Origin of the sequence: Agromyces sp. NPDC060279, from assembly GCF_042726785.1 — a bacterium.
GTDB lineage: Bacteria > Actinomycetota > Actinomycetes > Actinomycetales > Microbacteriaceae > Agromyces.
Genome location: NZ_JBHXBK010000001.1, coordinates 104,329 through 120,875, shown reverse-complemented (window position 1 = coordinate 120,875; position 16,547 = coordinate 104,329). Strand labels below are relative to the sequence as shown.

General features: G+C 73.3%; 18 protein-coding genes. All 18 read left to right on the top strand.

Annotated elements, in window-relative coordinates; genetic code table 11:
* The first annotated feature begins 56 nt into the window (after positions 1-56).
* On the top strand, positions 57-314 hold the full coding sequence (gene rpoZ, locus ACFWE1_RS00555; RefSeq protein WP_189084914.1) for a DNA-directed RNA polymerase subunit omega: 258 nt from the start codon (positions 57-59) through the stop codon (positions 312-314).
* 30 nt (positions 315-344) lie between these two features.
* Entirely contained in the window at positions 345-1,589 is a 1,245-nt protein-coding gene (gene coaBC, locus ACFWE1_RS00550) for a bifunctional phosphopantothenoylcysteine decarboxylase/phosphopantothenate--cysteine ligase CoaBC (protein WP_376933044.1), read from the top strand.
* 2 nt (positions 1,590-1,591) lie between these two features.
* The gene (gene metK, locus ACFWE1_RS00545; protein ID WP_376931633.1) at positions 1,592-2,785 is read left to right on the top strand and encodes a methionine adenosyltransferase; all 1,194 of its coding nucleotides are present in this window, start codon (positions 1,592-1,594) and stop codon (positions 2,783-2,785) included.
* Position 2,786: 1 nt separating this feature from the next.
* On the top strand, positions 2,787-4,742 hold the full coding sequence (locus ACFWE1_RS00540; protein WP_376931632.1) for a primosomal protein N': 1,956 nt from the start codon (positions 2,787-2,789) through the stop codon (positions 4,740-4,742).
* A 58-nt stretch (positions 4,743-4,800) separates the two neighbouring features.
* Positions 4,801-5,736, top strand: a complete 936-nt coding sequence (gene fmt, locus ACFWE1_RS00535; RefSeq protein WP_376933043.1) for a methionyl-tRNA formyltransferase — start codon at positions 4,801-4,803, stop codon at positions 5,734-5,736.
* A gap of 113 nt (positions 5,737-5,849) precedes the next feature.
* Positions 5,850-7,220, top strand: coding sequence for a transcription antitermination factor NusB (locus ACFWE1_RS00530; protein ID WP_376933042.1), 1,371 nt, complete (start codon positions 5,850-5,852; stop codon positions 7,218-7,220).
* A 30-nt stretch (positions 7,221-7,250) separates the two neighbouring features.
* The gene (gene rpe / locus ACFWE1_RS00525) at positions 7,251-7,919 is read left to right on the top strand and encodes a ribulose-phosphate 3-epimerase (protein ID WP_230763411.1); all 669 of its coding nucleotides are present in this window, start codon (positions 7,251-7,253) and stop codon (positions 7,917-7,919) included.
* A gap of 9 nt (positions 7,920-7,928) precedes the next feature.
* Positions 7,929-8,192 carry a phosphoribosyl-ATP diphosphatase gene (locus tag ACFWE1_RS00520; RefSeq protein WP_230763413.1) on the top strand — a complete coding sequence of 88 codons (264 nt, stop codon included), beginning with the start codon at positions 7,929-7,931 and terminating at the stop codon, positions 8,190-8,192.
* A gap of 44 nt (positions 8,193-8,236) precedes the next feature.
* The gene (gene hisG, locus ACFWE1_RS00515) at positions 8,237-9,076 is read left to right on the top strand and encodes an ATP phosphoribosyltransferase (RefSeq protein ID WP_376931631.1); all 840 of its coding nucleotides are present in this window, start codon (positions 8,237-8,239) and stop codon (positions 9,074-9,076) included.
* Positions 9,077-9,086: 10 nt separating this feature from the next.
* The gene (gene hisF, locus ACFWE1_RS00510) at positions 9,087-9,848 is read left to right on the top strand and encodes an imidazole glycerol phosphate synthase subunit HisF (protein WP_376931630.1); all 762 of its coding nucleotides are present in this window, start codon (positions 9,087-9,089) and stop codon (positions 9,846-9,848) included.
* Complete coding sequence (gene hisI, locus ACFWE1_RS00505) at positions 9,845-10,225, top strand: phosphoribosyl-AMP cyclohydrolase (protein WP_376931629.1); 381 nt, start codon at positions 9,845-9,847, stop codon at positions 10,223-10,225. Before hisF ends, hisI begins: the two co-directional genes overlap by 4 nt.
* Positions 10,222-11,751 carry an anthranilate synthase component I gene (locus ACFWE1_RS00500; RefSeq protein ID WP_376931628.1) on the top strand — a complete coding sequence of 510 codons (1,530 nt, stop codon included), beginning with the start codon at positions 10,222-10,224 and terminating at the stop codon, positions 11,749-11,751. The genes hisI and ACFWE1_RS00500 overlap by 4 nt, the downstream gene beginning before the upstream one ends.
* A complete protein-coding gene (locus tag ACFWE1_RS00495) occupies positions 11,748-12,446 on the top strand; it encodes a Trp biosynthesis-associated membrane protein (RefSeq protein WP_376931627.1) in 699 nt (232 codons plus the stop codon). Before ACFWE1_RS00500 ends, ACFWE1_RS00495 begins: the two co-directional genes overlap by 4 nt.
* Positions 12,447-12,477: 31 nt before the next feature.
* Positions 12,478-12,708, top strand: a complete 231-nt coding sequence (locus tag ACFWE1_RS00490; protein ID WP_376931626.1) for a DUF6704 family protein — start codon at positions 12,478-12,480, stop codon at positions 12,706-12,708.
* Positions 12,709-12,710: 2 nt separating this feature from the next.
* On the top strand, positions 12,711-13,481 hold the full coding sequence (gene trpC / locus ACFWE1_RS00485) for an indole-3-glycerol phosphate synthase TrpC (RefSeq protein ID WP_189084925.1): 771 nt from the start codon (positions 12,711-12,713) through the stop codon (positions 13,479-13,481).
* Between the two features lies 1 nt (position 13,482).
* Complete coding sequence (gene trpB, locus ACFWE1_RS00480) at positions 13,483-14,688, top strand: tryptophan synthase subunit beta (protein ID WP_376931625.1); 1,206 nt, start codon at positions 13,483-13,485, stop codon at positions 14,686-14,688.
* A complete protein-coding gene (gene trpA / locus ACFWE1_RS00475; RefSeq protein ID WP_376931624.1) occupies positions 14,688-15,473 on the top strand; it encodes a tryptophan synthase subunit alpha in 786 nt (261 codons plus the stop codon). The genes trpB and trpA overlap by 1 nt, the downstream gene beginning before the upstream one ends.
* 59 nt (positions 15,474-15,532) lie before the next feature.
* Entirely contained in the window at positions 15,533-16,519 is a 987-nt protein-coding gene (lgt, locus tag ACFWE1_RS00470) for a prolipoprotein diacylglyceryl transferase (RefSeq protein ID WP_376931623.1), read from the top strand.
* Positions 16,520-16,547 lie beyond the last annotated feature (28 nt).

Genomic DNA, 16,547 nt, shown 5'->3' with positions numbered 1-16,547 from the left:
GGGCCACGATCTTTCGCGCACACCTCGTGCGCATCACCGAAGCGAGGAGTCACTCCATGGCTGAGAAGCTGTCCGGCATCATCGACCCGCCCATCGACGACCTGCTGTCGAAGGTCGACTCGAAGTACCAGCTGGTCATCTTCGCGTCGAAGCGCGCCCGCCAGATCAACGACTACTACGCCGATCTGCACGAGGGCAGCCTGTTCGACAACGTCGGCCCGCTCGTGGACTCGTCGATCGATGACAAGCCGCTCACCGTGGCGATGCACGAGATCAACGAGGACAAGCTGCGCCTGCGCCCCATCAGCGAGTAAGCCGCCGGCGTGGCGAGCACGACCGGCCGACTGAACATCGTCGTCGGCATCACCGGCGGCATCGCCGCGTACAAGGCCGTCGCCGTCGTGCGCCAGCTCGTGCTGGCCGGTCATGACGTGCACGTCGTCCCGACCGAGGCGGCGCTCCGCTTCGTGGGCCGGCCGACGCTCGAGGCGATCTCGCGCAACCCGGTGCACACCGAGCTGTACGAGGGCGTCGCCGAGGTCCGGCACGTCGCCATCGGGCAGGCCGCCGACCTCATCGTCATCGCCCCGGCGACGGCGAACTCGATCGCGAAGCTCGCGGCCGGGCTCGCCGACGACCTGCTCGGCAACACCGTGCTCGCGAGCCGTGCCCCGCTCGTCATCGCCCCGGCGATGCACACCGAGATGTGGGAGCATCCCGCGACGCAGGCGAACGTGGCGCTGCTGCGCGAGCGCGGCGTCACCGTCGTCGGCCCGGCCGAGGGGCAGCTGACCGGCAGCGACCGCGGGGCCGGCCGACTGGAGGAGCCCGAGGTCATCGTCGAGGCCGCCCTCGCGCGCGTCTCCGCAGCACGAGCGTCGGGCGATCTCGCCGGGCGCCGCGTCGTGGTGAGCGCCGGCGGCACGCGCGAGCCGCTCGACCCCGTGCGCTTCCTCGGCAACCGCTCGAGCGGCAAGCAGGGCATCGCCATCGCCGAGGCCGCCCGCGCACGAGGCGCCGAGGTCACGCTCGTGGCCGCGAACCTCGAGGTGCCGCGCCCGGAGGGCTGCGACGTCCGCGAGGTCAGCACGGCGCTCGAACTGCAGCGCGAGCTCGTCGAGGCCGCCGCTGGGGCCGATGTGGTCGTCATGGCCGCCGCCGTCGCCGACTACCGCCCCGCGGCGGTCAGCGAGCAGAAGATCAAGAAGGACGCCTCGGACTCCGGGCTCACCCTCGAGCTCGTGCGCAACCCCGACATCCTCGCGGGCCTCGGCGCTGCACCGCACGACGGCACGCTGCTCGTCGGATTCGCCGCCGAGACCGAGCCCGACGAGGCGCGCCTGCTGGAGCTCGGCCGCGGCAAGCGGCGCGCGAAGGGCGCCGACCTGCTGGTGGTGAACCGGGTGGGCTGGAGCGAGGGCTTCGCCGCCGACGAGAACCGGGTCGTCGTCATCGGCCCCGACGACGCGGTCGTCACACAAGCACACGGAAGCAAGGCGTCGGTGGCGGATGCCATCCTCGACGTGGTTGTCTCGAAGCTGAACCCCGCGGCGCACGCCGCACGCACTCCAGAAGGAACGACGAGCTGAACATGAGCGCACTCCGCCTCTTCACGTCCGAATCGGTCACCGAGGGGCACCCGGACAAGATCTGCGACCAGATCTCCGACTCCATCCTCGATGCGCTGCTCACCGTCGACCCCAACGCCCGCGTGGCCGTCGAGACGCTCGTCACGACCGGGCTCGTGCACGTGGCCGGCGAGGTCTCGACCTCCGGCTACGTCGAGATCCCGGCGATCGTGCGCGAGCGGGTGACCTCGATCGGCTACGACTCCTCCGACGTCTGGTTCGACGGCCGCTCCTGCGGCGTGTCGGTCTCGATCGGCGGGCAATCGCCCGACATCGCCCAGGGCGTCGACCACGCCTTCGAGGCGCGCGAGCACGCGAGCGACGACGAACTCGACCGCCAGGGCGCCGGCGACCAGGGCATCATGTTCGGCTACGCGGTGCGCGAGACGCCCGAGCTCATGCCCGTGCCGATCTGGCTCGCCCATCGCCTCGCCGAGCGGCTCGCCGACGTGCGCAAGGCCGGTGAACTCGACTACCTTCGGCCCGACGGCAAGACCCAGGTCACGGTCGGCTACGAGGGGCAGACGCCGCGCACCATCGAGACCGTCGTGCTGTCGACGCAGCACTCGCCCAAGATCTCGACCGAGCAGCTCCGCGCCGAGGTCGAGGAGCTCGTCATCCGACCGGTCCTCGACACGGTCGAGCTGGCACGGCCCGAGCTCCGCGTGCTCATCAACCCGACCGGCCGCTTCGAGATCGGCGGCCCGCAGGGCGACGCCGGGCTCACCGGCCGCAAGATCATCATCGACACCTACGGCGGCGCGAGCCGGCACGGCGGAGGTGCGTTCAGCGGCAAGGACCCCTCGAAGGTCGACCGTTCGGCCGCCTACGCCATGCGCTGGGTCGCGAAGAACGCCGTCGCGGCGGGGCTCGCCGACCGGCTGGAGGTGCAGGTCGCCTACGCGATCGGCGCGGCGGCGCCGGTCGGGCTCTACGTCGAGACCTTCGGCACCGCGCACGTGCCGGAGGAGCGCCTCATCGGGGCCATCCGCGAGGTGTTCGACCTCCGGCCGGCCGCCATCATCCGCGACCTCGAGCTGCTGCGGCCGATCTACGCGAAGACCGCGACGTACGGCCACTTCGGCCGCGAGCTCCCCGACTTCAGCTGGGAGCGGCTCGATCGCGTCGACGCGCTCCGCTCCGCCGCCGGGCTCTGAGATGGCGGGCGACCTCGTCGCCAGGGTGCTCGTCGACTCGCCCCTCCCGCAGCTCGACCAGCTCTTCGACTACCGGGTGCCCGAACGGCTGCGCGACGTCGTGCGCGCCGGCATGCGGGTGCGCGTGCCGCTGCGCACCGGCGGGCGCATCGCGAACGCCTGGCTCGTCGAGCTCGGCGATCACAGCGAGTTCGCGGGCCGACTGAGCGAGCTCGACGACGTCGTGTCCGAGGCGCCGATGCTCACGCCAGAGGTGTGGCGGCTGGCGCGCGCCGCGGCCGACCGCGCCGCGGGCAATGCGAGCGACATCCTGCGACTCGCGATCCCGGGGCGGTACGTGCGCGCCGAGCGCGCCTGGCTCGCCGCGGAGCCCGATCCCGGCCCGCGGCCCGTCGACCCCCCGGCCCCTCCTGGCGGCCCGGAGGGTGCGCTCGCACGCGGCCTCGCCTCCGGCGCGCGGATGGCCCTCGCCGCCGATGCCCGACCCGTGCGGCTTCCCGACGGCACCTGGGTGGGCGCGTGGGCGAGCGAACTCGCCCTGGCGGCGGCGAACGTGCTCGCGACGGATCGCAGCGCCATCCTGGTGGTGCCCGACTACCGCGACCAGGAGCAGCTCGAGGCGGCGCTCGGGGCCCTCGTCGACCCGCGGCGCGTGCTCCGCACCGACGCCCGGCAGACCGGTCCCGCGCGCTACCGGGCCTTCCTCGACGCGACGGGCGAGGCCGCGCGCATCATCGTCGGCAATCGTTCGGCCGTGTACGCCCCCGCGGCCCGGCTCGGCCTCATCGCGTTCTGGGACGACGGCGACGGGCTCATGAACGAGCCGCTCTCGCCCGGTGTGCACCCCAGGGACGCCGCGCTCATCCGCCAGGAGCAGTCGGGCGCCGCCCTCCTCTTCGCCGGCCACACCCGGAGCGTCGAGGTGCAGCGCCTGGTCGAGCTGGGCTGGGTGCACGAGGTGCCGCTGCAGAAGCCCGTGCGGCCGCGCATCGTCGTCACCGAGCGGCAGGCGCAGACCGAACCGGGCTCGGCGCGCATCCCCTCCGCCGCCTGGCGCGAGGCGCAGGAGGCGGCCGCCCTCGGCCCGGTACTGGTGCAGGTCGCCCGGCCCGGCAACGCGCCGCTGCTCGTGTGCGATCGCTGCCGCGAACCGGCCAAGTGCGGCGCGTGCAGCGGTCCGCTCGCGATTCCCCGCGCGGGCGGCGTGGCGGTGTGCACGCTCTGCGGCACCGCGGCGAGCGCATGGCGTTGCCAGGTCTGCGAGGGCACGACGCTGCGCGCGGCCACGGTGGGGGCGAGCCGCACGGCCGAGGAGCTCGGGCGGGCGTTCCCGCGCACGCGGGTCATCCTGTCCGACGGTGAACGGCCGATCCTGCGGGTGGGGCCGGAACCTGCGCTCATCGTCGCCACGCGGGGGGCCGAGCCCTTCGCTGAGGGCGGCTACCGGGCGGTGCTGCTGCTCGACGGCGAGCGCATGCTGCTGCGCGAGACGCTGCGCGTCGCCGAGGACTGCTTGCGCTGGTGGTCGAACGCCGCTGCCCTGGCCGCGCCCGGCGCCCCGGTGTTCCTCGTCGGCGTCGCCGGAGAGCTCGCGTCGGCGCTCGCGACGTGGCGGCAGCCGGAGTGGGCTGCGCACGAGCTCGCGACGCGGCGCACCCTGCGCTTCCCGCCCGCGGTCCGGGTGGCGAGCGTCACGAGCGGGCGCGAGCGGCTCGCACGGGCGCTCGACGCCGTGACGGAGGCGGTGCCGGGCGTCGATGTGCTCGGGCCGGTGCCGGTCGAGGACGGACTGGAACGCGCGCTGGTGCGCTTCGACTACGCGCAGGGTGCCGCGGTCGCCCGCACGCTCGAGGCGGAGATGATCCGTGCGGCGACCGAGCGGCGCAAGCCGGTGGCGGGTCGGCAGGTGAAGCGGCCGATCCTGCGGGTCCGATTCGACGACCCCGAGGTGCCCTGAGCCGGTCCCGCCCGCACGAGGCGCCGCCGGCATCCGGAAGAATGGCGGGGTGACTTCTCTGCGCCTCGTCTTCGCCGGCACGCCGGCCGTCGCCGTCCCGAGCCTCCGAGCGCTCGCCGCCTCCCGGCACGAGCTCGTCGGCGTGGTGACGCGTCCGGATGCGCCGCTCGGGCGGAAGCGCGTGCTGACCCCGTCTCCCGTCGCCGACGCGGCTGCGGAGCTCGGCCTGCCCACGATCAAGGCGGCCCGTCTGGACGCTGCGGCGAGCGAGGCGATCGCCGCGCTCGAGCCAGATCTCGGCGTGATCGTCGCCTACGGCGGCCTCGTCCGCGAGCCGCTGCTGAGCGCGCCCAGGCTCGGCTGGATCAACCTGCACTTCTCGCTGCTCCCGGCCTGGCGGGGTGCCGCGCCCGTGCAGCACTCGATCATCGCGGGCGACGCCGAGCACGGCGCGGCGGTGTTCCAGCTCGTCCCGGAGCTCGACGCGGGCGCGGTGTTCGCCGAACTCCGCCGGCCCGCCGACCGGCTGGCGACCGCGGGGGAGACGCTCGAGCGGCTCGCCGTCGAGGGCGCAGGACTGCTGGCCGGCGTCGTCGACGCGCTGGCCGACGGCACCGCGGTGGCCCGGCCGCAGCTGGGTGAGCCGAGCTTCGCCCCGAAGCTCTCGCTCGACGACGGGCGCCTGGAGTGGACGCAGCCCGCGGCCCGGGTGCTCGACCGCTACCGCGGCGTCACGCCGGAGCCGGGCGCGTGGGCGATGCTCGACGGTGTGCGGGTCAAGGTGCTCGAGGCCCGCCGCGCCGAACAGGGCGGCGCGCAGGACGCGCCCGCGCCGCTCGCCCCGGGGGAGCTGGCGCCGGAGCGCCGGCGGCTCCTCGTCGGCACGGCGGATGCGGCGATCGAGCTTGTCCGCGTCCAACCGGCCGGTCGTGGCGCGATGTCGGCGGCTGACTGGGGCCGGGGGCTTCCGCCGGGCGCGCGCTTCGAGCGCTGATCGGCGGCGGCTGCCCTCCGTCGCTCGGCGTGCGCCGGGGCCCGTACAGTTGACGGGTGGTCAGGAAGCAGGAGCGCAGCGGTGGACGCGAGCGGGGGACGGCGCCCCGTCAGGTGCGGGTGTCGCCCGCGCGGATCGTCGCGTATGAGGTGCTGGAGGCGGTGCGCGACGACGAGGCGTACGCCAATCTGCTGCTCCCGAAGCGGATCGAGCGCTCGAAGCTGAGCCCGGCCGACGCCGCCCTCGCGACCGAGCTCACCTACGGCACCCTGCGGATGCAGGGGTACTACGACCGCATCATCGAGCTGGTCTCCGAGCGCGAGCGCACGGCCATCGACCCCGTCGTGCTCGACATCCTCCGCCTCGGCGCCCACCAGCTGCTCGCCACCCGGGTGCCCGTGCACGCCGCCGTCAATGAGCAGGTCGTGCTCGCGAAGCGGCTCGCCCCGGCGGCCGGCGGCTTCGTGAACGGGGTGCTGCGCACCATCTCGCGCTCGACGCCGGAGGAGTGGCGCGGCTGGGTCGCCGACGAGACGACGGGCGGCGAGCTCGAGCGGCTGGCGGTGCTCGAGAGCCATCCCGAGTGGATCGTGCGGGCTTTCGCGCAGGCGCTCGAGCGCGAGGGCCGCGCCGAGGAGCTGGAGTCGCTCCTGGCCGCCGACAACGCCGCGCCGCGGGTCAACCTGGTCGCGCTGCCCGGGCTGGGCGACGAGTCGGTGGCGGAGCTCGGCGCACCGAACCGCTTCTCGCCGATCGGCTTCACGGCCGCGAGCCCGTTCGAGCTCATCGCCGCTCATGAGGGCCGGATCCGGGTGCAGGACGAGGGGTCGCAGCTCGCGGCGCTCGCCCTCAGCCGGGCGCGCCCGGTCGAGCCGGGAGAGCGCTGGCTCGACCTCTGCGCGGGTCCCGGCGGCAAGACCGCCGTGCTGGCCGCCGAAGCGCTCGCGGCCGACGCGGTGCTCGTCGCGAACGAGCTCGGCGAGGCGCGCGCGGAACTCGTCCGCAAGGCCGTCGCCGGCGTGCCGCTCGACGTGCCCGTACGGGTCGGCGACGGCCGGTCCGTGGCGGCCGCCGAGCTCGACTCGCCCGCCGGCTTCGACCGGATCCTCCTCGACGCGCCGTGCACCGGGCTCGGTGCGCTCCGTCGCCGCCCCGAGGCGCGCTGGCGCAAGCAGCCGGGCGACGTCGCCGAGCTCACTGCCCTGCAGGGCGAGCTCTTCGATCACGCCGTGGAACTGCTCGCGCCGGGCGGGCTGCTCGCCTACGTGACGTGCTCGCCGCACACGGGCGAGACCCACGGCACGCTCGCCGCCGCGATGCGCCGGTGGGACGGCGTCATCGAGCCGGTCGACACCCGCTCCGTCGTCGCGTCCGTGGCGCGGGACGAGCTCGACCTCGCCGGCGATGCCGAGACCGTGCAGCTCTGGCCGCACCGCCACGGCACCGACGCGATGTTCATCGCTCTCGTGCGCCGCGTCGCCTGAGCCGCCCCGCCGCTCGCTAGGCTTCGAGCCATGACGACGCGCATCAACCCGAGCATCCTGGCCGCCGACTTCGCGAACTTCGAGCGCGAGCTCGGACGCATCGCGACGGCCGATCTCGTGCACGTCGACATCATGGACAACCACTTCGTGCCGAACCTCACCTTCGGGCTGCCGATGGTGGAGCGGCTGCAGCAGGTCAGCCCGATCCCGCTCGACGTGCACCTCATGATCGACGACCCGGACCGCTGGGCGCCGGGCTACGCCGAGGCGGGCGCGGCGAGCGTCACCTTCCATGCCGAGGCCGTCGCCGACCCCGTGGGGCTCGCCCGCCGGCTCCGCGAGATCGGCGCCCGCGCCGGTATCGCGCTGAAGCCCGGCACCGCGGCCGAGCCCTACCTCGAGCTGCTGCCCGAGTTCGACCAGGTGCTCGTGATGACGGTGGAGCCGGGCTTCGGTGGTCAGGCGTTCATGCCCGAGACGATGCCGAAGCTGCGCCGCGTCGCCGACGCCGTGCGCGCCGCGGGCCTCGACGTCTGGCTGCAGGTCGATGGCGGCGTCACCGTCGACACGATCGGCATCGCGGCCGAGGCCGGTGCGGACACCTTCGTCGCGGGCTCCGCGGTGTTCCGCGGGGTTCCCGAGGAGCAGATCGCGGCGCTGCGGGCGGCGGCGTCGTCGCACGGTCACGCGCACCGGTAGCCTAGGAGGGTGAAGACCTTCGACGACCTCTTCGTCGAGCTCAGCGAGAAGGCCAGGACCCGCCCAGAGGGATCCGGCACCGTGCGCGAGCTCGACGCCGGCGTGCACGCCATCGGCAAGAAGATCGTTGAGGAGGCGGCCGAGGTCTGGATGGCTGCCGAGTACCAGAGCGATGAAGAGACGGCCGGCGAGATCTCGCAGCTGCTCTACCACCTCCAGGTGCTCATGCTGGCCAAAGGCCTCGCGCCGGCCGACGTGTACCGACATCTGTGATCGCGCGCATGCCCGATCCCGACCGTCGACACGAAAGCCAGCACATGCTCCGCATCGCCGTGCCCAACAAGGGCTCGCTCTCCGACACCGCCGCCCAGATGCTCTGGGAGGCCGGCTACACCGGTCGCCGCGACCCGCGCGACCTGCACACCGCCGACCCGCGCAACGGCGTCGAGTTCTTCTACCTCCGCCCGCGTGACATCGCGACGTACGTCGGCTCGGGCGCGCTCGACGTCGGCATCACCGGTCGCGACCTGCTGCTCGACTCCGGGTCCGACGCCGCCGAGATCGCCTCGCTCGGCTTCGGCGATTCGACGTTCCGCTTCGCGGCGCCCGCCGGCGGCTTCTCGACGCTCGAGGACCTCGAGGGGGTGCGGGTCGCCACGAGCTACCCGGGCCTCGTGGGCGACTTCCTCGCCCGACACGGCGTCACCGCCAAGCTCGTGAAGCTCGACGGCGCCGTGGAGTCGGCCGTGCGGCTCGGCGTCGCCGACGCGGTCGCCGACGTCGTGTCCACCGGCTCCACGCTGCGCAAGGCCGGCCTCGAGATCTTCGGGCCGGTCATTCTGCAGTCCGAGGCCGTACTGATCGGCTCCGGCGTCGACAAGCCCGGCACCAGCACCCTCGTGCGCCGCCTGCAGGGCGTGCTCGTCGCCCGCCAGTACGTGCTGCTCGACTACGACGTCCCCGTCGCGCACCTCGAGCAGGCCACCGCGGCCGCCCCCGGCTTCGAGTCGCCCACGGTCTCGCCGCTGCACGACCCCGACTGGGTGGCCGTTCGGGTGATGATCCCGCGCACCGACATGAACCACGTCATGGACGCGCTGTACGAGATCGGCGCCCGCGCCATCCTCGTCTCGGCGATCCACGCGGCCCGGTTGTGAGGGCGGCGCGATGAGCCTCGCCGTCCGGGTCATCCCGTGCCTCGACGTGGCCGCCGGCCGCGTCGTGAAGGGCGTCAACTTCCAGAACCTGCGAGACGCGGGCGATCCGGTCGAACTCGCCGCGCGCTACGCGGAGCAGGGCGCCGACGAGCTCACCTTCCTCGACGTGACCGCGACGGTCGACGACCGCGCGACGACGTACGACATGGTGCAGCGGGTCGCCGAGCAGGTCTTCATCCCGCTCACGGTCGGCGGCGGGGTGCGCTCCGCCGAGGACGTGGCGCGCCTGCTCGGTCACGGCGCCGACAAGATCGGCGTCAACAGCGCCGCGATCGCCCGGCCCGAGCTCGTCGCCGAGATCGCGGACCGCTTCGGCGCGCAGGTCGTCGTGCTGTCGCTCGACGTGAAGCGCTCGGGGCGCACGCCCTCCGGTTTCGTCGTCACCACGCACGGCGGCCGCACCGAGACCGAGCTCGACGCCCTCGACTGGGCCCGCCGGGCGATCGAGCTCGGTGCGGGGGAGCTGCTCGTGAACTCGATCGACGCCGACGGCACCAAGGCCGGCTTCGATCTCGAGCTCACCGCGCTCATGCACGAGCTGTCGAGTGTGCCGGTGATCGCGTCGGGCGGGGCCGGGCGGGTCTCGGACTTCGCGCCGGCGATCGCCGCGGGCGCCGACGCGGTGCTCGCGGCCTCGGTGTTCCACACCGGCGAGATCACGATCGGCGAGGTGAAGGCGGCCCTGGCCGCCGACGGGAGGACCGTACGATGACGAGCACCACGGATGCCGCGATCGAGCGGGCCGCGTTCAACGCCGACGGGCTGCTGCCCGCGATCATCCAGCAGTGGGACACCGGAGAGGTGCTCATGCTCGGCTGGATGGATCGCGAGGCGCTGCGCCGCACGCTCAGCGAGGGCCGGGTCACCTTCTGGTCCCGCTCGCGTCAGGAGTACTGGCGCAAGGGCGACACCTCGGGCCACGCGCAGTACGTGAAGTCCGCCGCGCTCGACTGCGACGCGGACACCCTGCTCGTGCGCGTCGAGCAGATCGGCACCGCATGCCACACCGGAACCAGGACCTGCTTCGACGGCGACCCGGTGCCAGTGGTCGTCGGCGACGCGCCGGATGCCTCGGGAGGCGACGCATGACGAGCACGGCGACGACCACGTTCGAGGGCTTCCAGCAGCTGCTCGGCGGGCGCCGCGTGGTGCCCGTGGTACGCGAGCTCTTCGCCGACGGCGAGACCCCGGTCGGCATCTACCGCAAGCTCGCGGAGGGGCGGCCCGGCAGCTTCCTGCTCGAATCCGCCGAGCAGGGCGGCATCTGGTCGCGCTACTCCTTCGTCGGCGTCGCCTCGCACGGCGTGCTGACCGAGCGCGACGGGCAGGTCGAGTGGCTCGACTACGGGCTGCCGAGGGAGCGGGCGCTCGGCGACGCGGCGGAGCTCGCGCCGCTGGCCGCCCTCGAGGCGCTGTACGAGCGCTGGGCCACGGAGGACGTGCCCGGCGCGCCGCCCCTCACCGGCGGACTCGTCGGCTTCATCGGCTGGGAGGCGATCCGCCAGATCGAGCGACTGCCGAACCAGCCGCCCGCGGACTTCCGGGTCCCCTCGCAGGCGTTCGCCTTCGTCTCCGAACTCGTCGTCATCGACCATCGCACGGGCACCGTGCAGCTCGTCGCCTCGGCGCTGAACGACGGCGTCGACGACGCCGGGACGCTCTGGGCCGATGCGCAGGCGCGGCTCGACCGCATGCAGGGCGGCTTGGCGCAGCCGGCCGAGGCGCGACTGGCGCAGGTCGACCTCGGCCTCGCCGCAGCGCCCCGGCACCGCACCGATCGCGAGGACTTCCTCGCCGCGGTCGACCGCTCCAAGGCGTACATCCGGGACGGTGACGTCTTCCAGGTCGTGATCTCGCAGCGCTTCGAGCAGGAGGTCACCGCCGAGCCGGTCGACGTGTACCGGGTGCTGCGGAGCCTCAACCCGAGCCCGTACATGTACCTGCTCCACCTCGAGGACACCGCAGGGGAGCCGTACTGGATCGTCGGCTCCTCGCCCGAGGCGCTCGTGAAGGTCGAGGACGGCCGCGTCTACACGCACCCGATCGCGGGGTCCCGCCCGAGGGGTGCGACGCCGGAGGAGGACGCCACCCTCGAGGCCGAGCTCGAGGCGGACCCGAAGGAGCGCGCCGAGCACCTGATGCTCGTCGACCTCGCCCGCAACGACCTCGCGAAGGTGTGCGTCGCCGGCTCCGTCGAGGTCACCGAGTTCATGCGCATCGAGCGCTTCAGCCACATCATGCACATCGTGTCCTCGGTCGAGGGCGACCTCGCGCAGGGGCGCAACGCGGTCGACGTGTTCCGGGCGACCTTCCCGGCCGGCACGCTCTCGGGCGCGCCGAAGCCGCGGGCGCTCGAGATCATCGACGAGCTCGAGCCCGCTCAACGCGGCGTCTACGGCGGCGTCGTCGGCTACTTCGGCTTCGGCGGCGACGCGGACCTCGCGATCGCGATCCGCACCGCCCTCATCCAGGGCGGCGTCGCGCGGGTGCAGGCCGGCGGCGGCCTCGTCGCCGACTCGGTGCCCGAGGCGGAGTTCCAGGAGTCCGTGAACAAGGCCGCGGCGCCGCTCAAGGCGGTCGCGGTGGCGAACGCGATGCAGCGGGTGGGCGCATGACGCCGGGACGGCTGAAGCTCACCGCCATCCTGGGCGCGATCCTCGGCGGCGGCCTCGCGATGCTCAGCTGGAGCCAGACCTGGTTCGAGCTGCACCTCGTGGCCGGAGCCGGTGGCGACGGCACGGCCATCGCGGTGAGCGGACAGCTCGCCTCGCCCGCGCTCGCGGCCCTTGGCCTCGCGGCCCTCGCGCTGTCCGCAGCCCTCGCGCTCGCGGGCCCGGGCCTGCGCATCGTGCTCGGCGCGCTCGAGTTCCTGCTGGGCGGCTGCGTCGTCCTGGCCGCCTCGCTGACCCTCGCCGACCCGGTGGGCGCGGTGGCGCCCGCGGTGACCGAAGCGACCGGGGTGGCCGGCGCCGAGCCGACGGCCGCGCTCGTGGCGGGCGTCGATACCAGCATCTGGCCGCTCGCCGCCTTCGCCGGCGGCGCCCTGCTCGTGCTCTCCGCGCTCCTCGTCTTCGTCACGGGCGCGAAGTGGCCGGCCTCCTCGAGCCGCTACGGCAGCACCAAGCTCCGCCAGGACGGCGGGGCACCCGTGTCGAGCCGCGACCGCGCCGTCGAGGAGTGGGACGAACTGACCCGCGGCGACGACCCCACCGAGGAGAGCGAGGCGCCCGCGGCGGCGTCCGCCGACCCCGAAGACCACCCCGACCGACCGACCGCGCGGGGCGACGAGCCCGGCGCGGCCGACCGGTAGACTTGCCGAGACCCCGCAACGAAGGAGCACCATGACCACTGAGCACGCAGACCCCGGCCACGGACACTCGCCCGCGGCGTGGACGGCCGTCGTGATCATGCTCGTCGCGTTCACGATCGGCACGGTCGCGTTCTTCTTCGAGCTCGAGTGGCTCGTCTGGGCCTCGGCGGGCCTGCTCGTCGTCGGCGCGCTGGTCGGCTGGGTGCTGGCCAAGGCCGGCTACGGCGTCGGCGGGGCCAAGAGCTCCGTCAGCTCGCACTGACCGTGCTCGCCGAGCTGACGGCCAACGCCGTCGCCGACGCCGAGGCGCGCCGGCAGACTCGTCCGCTCGCCGAGGTCGAGCGCGCCGCGCTGGCGCGCCCGGCCGCCATCGACGCGCTCGAGGCGCTGCGACCGGCCGACCGGGTGAAGGTCATCGCCGAGATCAAGCGTTCGAGCCCCTCGCGGGGCGCGCTCGCCACGATCACCGACCCGGCCGCGCTCGCGCGCGACTACGAGCTCGGCGGCGCGAGCGCGATCAGCGTGCTCACCGAGGGCCGTCGCTTCGGCGGTTCGCTCGACGACCTCGAAGCGGTCCGCGAGGCGGTCGCGCTGCCGGTGCTGCGCAAGGACTTCCTCTCGACGCCGTACCAGGTGTTCGAGGCCCGTGCGGCTGGTGCCGACCTCGCCCTGCTGATCGTCGCCGCCCTCGACGACGCGACCCTCGCCGAGCTGTACGCGCTCATCACCGAACTCGGCATGACGGCGCTCGTCGAGGCGCACTCGGCCGAGGAGCTCGACCGCGCCGCAGCGCTCGGCGCGAAGCTCATCGGCGTGAACGCGCGCGATCTGAACACCTTCGAGCTCGACCGCGACCTGTTCGGCCGGCTCGTCGACCGCTTCCCCGACGGCGCGATCCGCGTCGCGGAGTCCGCGGTGCTCTCGCCCGACGACGTGGCGCACTACCGCCGGGCCGGCGCCGACGCCGTGCTCGTCGGCGAGGCGCTCGTCACGAGCGATCCGGTGGCCACCCTCTCTGCATTCCTGGCGGTGTGACATGGCGCTCCGAGACGCCCACGGTCCGTACTTCGGCGACTTCGGCGGGCGGTTCGTGCCCGAGTCCCTCGTCGCCGCCCTCGACGAGCTCTCCGAGGCGTACGAGCTCGCGAAGCTCGACCCGGCCTTCCACGAGGAGCTCGCCGAGCTCGGGCGCAGCTACACCGGGCGCCCCTCGATCATCACCGAGGCGCCCCGCTTCGCGGAGCACGCGGGCGGCGCCCGCATCATCCTGAAGCGCGAAGACCTGAACCACACGGGTTCGCACAAGATCAACAACGTGCTCGGTCAGGCGCTGCTCACCAAGCGCATCGGCAAGCCGCGCGTCATCGCCGAGACCGGCGCGGGCCAGCACGGCGTCGCCACCGCGACCGCGGCCGCGCTGTTCGGCCTCGACTGCACGATCTACATGGGCGAGGTCGACACCGAGCGCCAGGCGCTCAACGTCGCCCGCATGCGCCTGCTCGGCGCCGAGGTCGTGGCCGTGAAGACCGGCTCGCGCACCCTGAAGGACGCCATCAACGACGCGATGCGCGACTGGGTGACGAACGTCGAGACGACGAACTACGTCTTCGGCACGGTCGCCGGTCCGCACCCGTTCCCCGAGATGGTGCGCGACTTCCAGAAGATCATCGGCGAGGAGGCGCGGGCGCAGGTGCTCGAGCTGACCGGCGCCCTGCCGACCGCCGTCGCGGCGTGCGTCGGCGGCGGTTCGAACGCGATCGGCATCTTCCACGCCTTCCTCGACGACGTCGACGTGCGGCTCATCGGCTTCGAGGCGGGCGGCGAGGGCGCCGAGACGCCCCGGCACGCGGCGACGATCACGAAGGGCCGCCCGGGCGTGCTGCACGGCGCGCGCAGCTACCTGCTGCAGGACGAGGACGGCCAGACCATCGAGTCGCACTCGATCTCCGCCGGCCTCGACTACCCGGGCGTCGGCCCCGAGCACTCGTGGCTCGCGGCGCTCGGCCGGGCCGAGTACCGCCCGGTCACCGACGCCGCCGCCATGGAGGCGCTGCGGCTGCTCACCCGCACCGAGGGCATCATCCCCGCGATCGAGTCGGCCCACGCCCTCGCGGGCGCGCTCGAGCTCGGTCGCGAGCTCGGCCCTGACGCCGTCATCCTGGTGAACCTCTCGGGCCGCGGAGACAAGGACATGGACACGGCCGCGGAGTACTTCGGCCTCTACGACGGGGAGCAGGCGTGATGCGGACGGTCGGCGACGTCATCGCCCGGCGCAATCGCGAGGCGGCCGGCGCGCTCATCGGCTACCTGCCGGTCGGCTTCCCGACGCTCGACGAGAGCGTCGAGGCGGCCGTGGCGCTGGTCGAGAACGGCGTCGACGTGCTCGAACTCGGGCTGCCGTACTCCGACCCCGTCATGGACGGGCCCGTCATCCAGGCCGCGACACAGCAGGCGCTGCAGAACGGCTTCCGGATCGCTGACGGCTTCGAGGCGGTGCGCCGCATCACGGAGCGCACGGATGCCCCGGTGCTGATCATGACGTACTGGAACCCCGTCGTGCAGTACGGGGTCGACCGCTTCGCGGACGAGCTCGCCGCCGCCGGGGGAGCCGGGCTCATCACCCCCGACCTGATCCCCGACGAGGGGGCCGACTGGCTCGCCGCCACCGAGCGCACCGGCCTCGACCGGGTGTTCCTCGCGGCGCCGACGTCGACCGACGCCCGCCTCGCGAGAACCGTCGAGGCGAGCCGCGGCTTCGTCTACGCCGTCTCGACGATGGGCATCACGGGCGCACGCTCCGACGTCGACCGCGCCGCGCGCACGCTGGTCTCGCGCCTGCACGAGGCGGGCGCCGAGGCGGCCTGCGTCGGCGTCGGCATCTCGACCGCGGCACAGGTCGCCGAGGTGCTCGAGTACGCCGAGGGCGCCATCGTCGGCTCCGCGCTCGTCGCGGCGGTCGCCGAGGGCGGCGCCGAGGCCGCCGGCCGGCTCGCGGCCGAGCTCGCGCGCGGCACGCGCCCGCAGTGAAGTACGCTCATGTGGGCCGCCGTGGCGGCCGCACCACCTGACGAAAGGCAGTCGACGGCGTGATCGCACCGTTCAGCATCCCGAGCCCGGACTACTCGTGGCAGGTCTTCGAGCTCAACCTCTTCGGGTGGCAGCTCAACATCCACACCTATGCGCTGTGGATCCTGCTCGGCATCATCCTCGCGGTCGTCATCACCTCGCGCCGGCTCACGAAGCGCGGCGCGGAGCCGGGCATCGTGCTCGACATCGCGCTCTGGGCGGTGCCGCTCGGCATCATCGGCGCCCGGTTCTACCACGTCTTCACCCACCCGAACGACTACTTCGCGGGCCAGGAGTGGTGGAAGACCTTCGCGATCTGGGAGGGCGGCAACGCCATCTACGGCGCGCTCATCGGCGGCGCGGTCGGCGTGCTCATCGCCTGCCGCATCACCGGCCTGCGCTTCCTCTCCTTCGCCGACGCGCTCGCGCCGGGCCTCCTCGTGGCCCAGGCCGTCGGCCGGCTCGGCAACTGGTTCAACCACGAGCTGTTCGGTTCGCCGACCGATCTGCCCTGGGGTCTCGAGATCGAGTACTCCAACCCGGCGTGGCCGCAGGGCCTGCCCGAGGGCACGCTGTTCCACCCGACGTTCCTGTACGAGATCATCTGGAACCTCGCCGGTGTCGCGGTGATCCTGCTGCTCGAGCGCAAGGGCGGTCTCCGCTGGGGCAAGGCCTTCGCCGTCTACCTCATCTGGTACGGCCTGGGCCGCGCGTTCCTCGAGTCCATCCGCGTCGACCCGAGCGAGATGCTCCTCGGCATCCGCTCGAACGTCTGGGCCTCCTTCGCGGCCGTCGTCATCGGCGTCATCCTGCTGATCGTGCAGTCGCGCCGGCACACCGGACTCGAGCCGAGCGTCTACGCGCCGGGCCGTGAATGGCAGCGGCCCGATGCTGTTGTAGACTCTGACGAAATCGAGTCCGAATCGGACTCGCTCGACGACGGCGTCGAGTCCGAGAACGCCCCTGAGTCGGCCGCCACAAGCCCAGGCCGCTCGTCCTCCGTCTAGGAGTCAGTCCCCGTTCTCCCGCAGCGGC

Bases quoted from the DNA above. Each gene is read 5' to 3' on its own strand.
- rpoZ (WP_189084914.1), top strand. From the start codon at position 57: ATGGCTGAGAAGCTGTCCGGCATCATCGACCCGCCCATCGACGACCTG.
- metK (WP_376931633.1), top strand. From the start codon at position 1,592: ATGAGCGCACTCCGCCTCTTCACGTCCGAATCGGTCACCGAGGGGCAC.
- ACFWE1_RS00540 (WP_376931632.1), top strand. From the start codon at position 2,787: ATGGCGGGCGACCTCGTCGCCAGGGTGCTCGTCGACTCGCCCCTCCCG.
- rpe (WP_230763411.1), top strand. From the start codon at position 7,251: ATGACGACGCGCATCAACCCGAGCATCCTGGCCGCCGACTTCGCGAAC.
- hisG (WP_376931631.1), top strand. From the start codon at position 8,237: ATGCTCCGCATCGCCGTGCCCAACAAGGGCTCGCTCTCCGACACCGCC.
- hisF (WP_376931630.1), top strand. From the start codon at position 9,087: ATGAGCCTCGCCGTCCGGGTCATCCCGTGCCTCGACGTGGCCGCCGGC.
- hisI (WP_376931629.1), top strand. From the start codon at position 9,845: ATGACGAGCACCACGGATGCCGCGATCGAGCGGGCCGCGTTCAACGCC.
- ACFWE1_RS00500 (WP_376931628.1), top strand. From the start codon at position 10,222: ATGACGAGCACGGCGACGACCACGTTCGAGGGCTTCCAGCAGCTGCTC.
- ACFWE1_RS00495 (WP_376931627.1), top strand. From the start codon at position 11,748: ATGACGCCGGGACGGCTGAAGCTCACCGCCATCCTGGGCGCGATCCTC.
- ACFWE1_RS00490 (WP_376931626.1), top strand. From the start codon at position 12,478: ATGACCACTGAGCACGCAGACCCCGGCCACGGACACTCGCCCGCGGCG.
- trpB (WP_376931625.1), top strand. From the start codon at position 13,483: ATGGCGCTCCGAGACGCCCACGGTCCGTACTTCGGCGACTTCGGCGGG.
- trpA (WP_376931624.1), top strand. From the start codon at position 14,688: ATGCGGACGGTCGGCGACGTCATCGCCCGGCGCAATCGCGAGGCGGCC.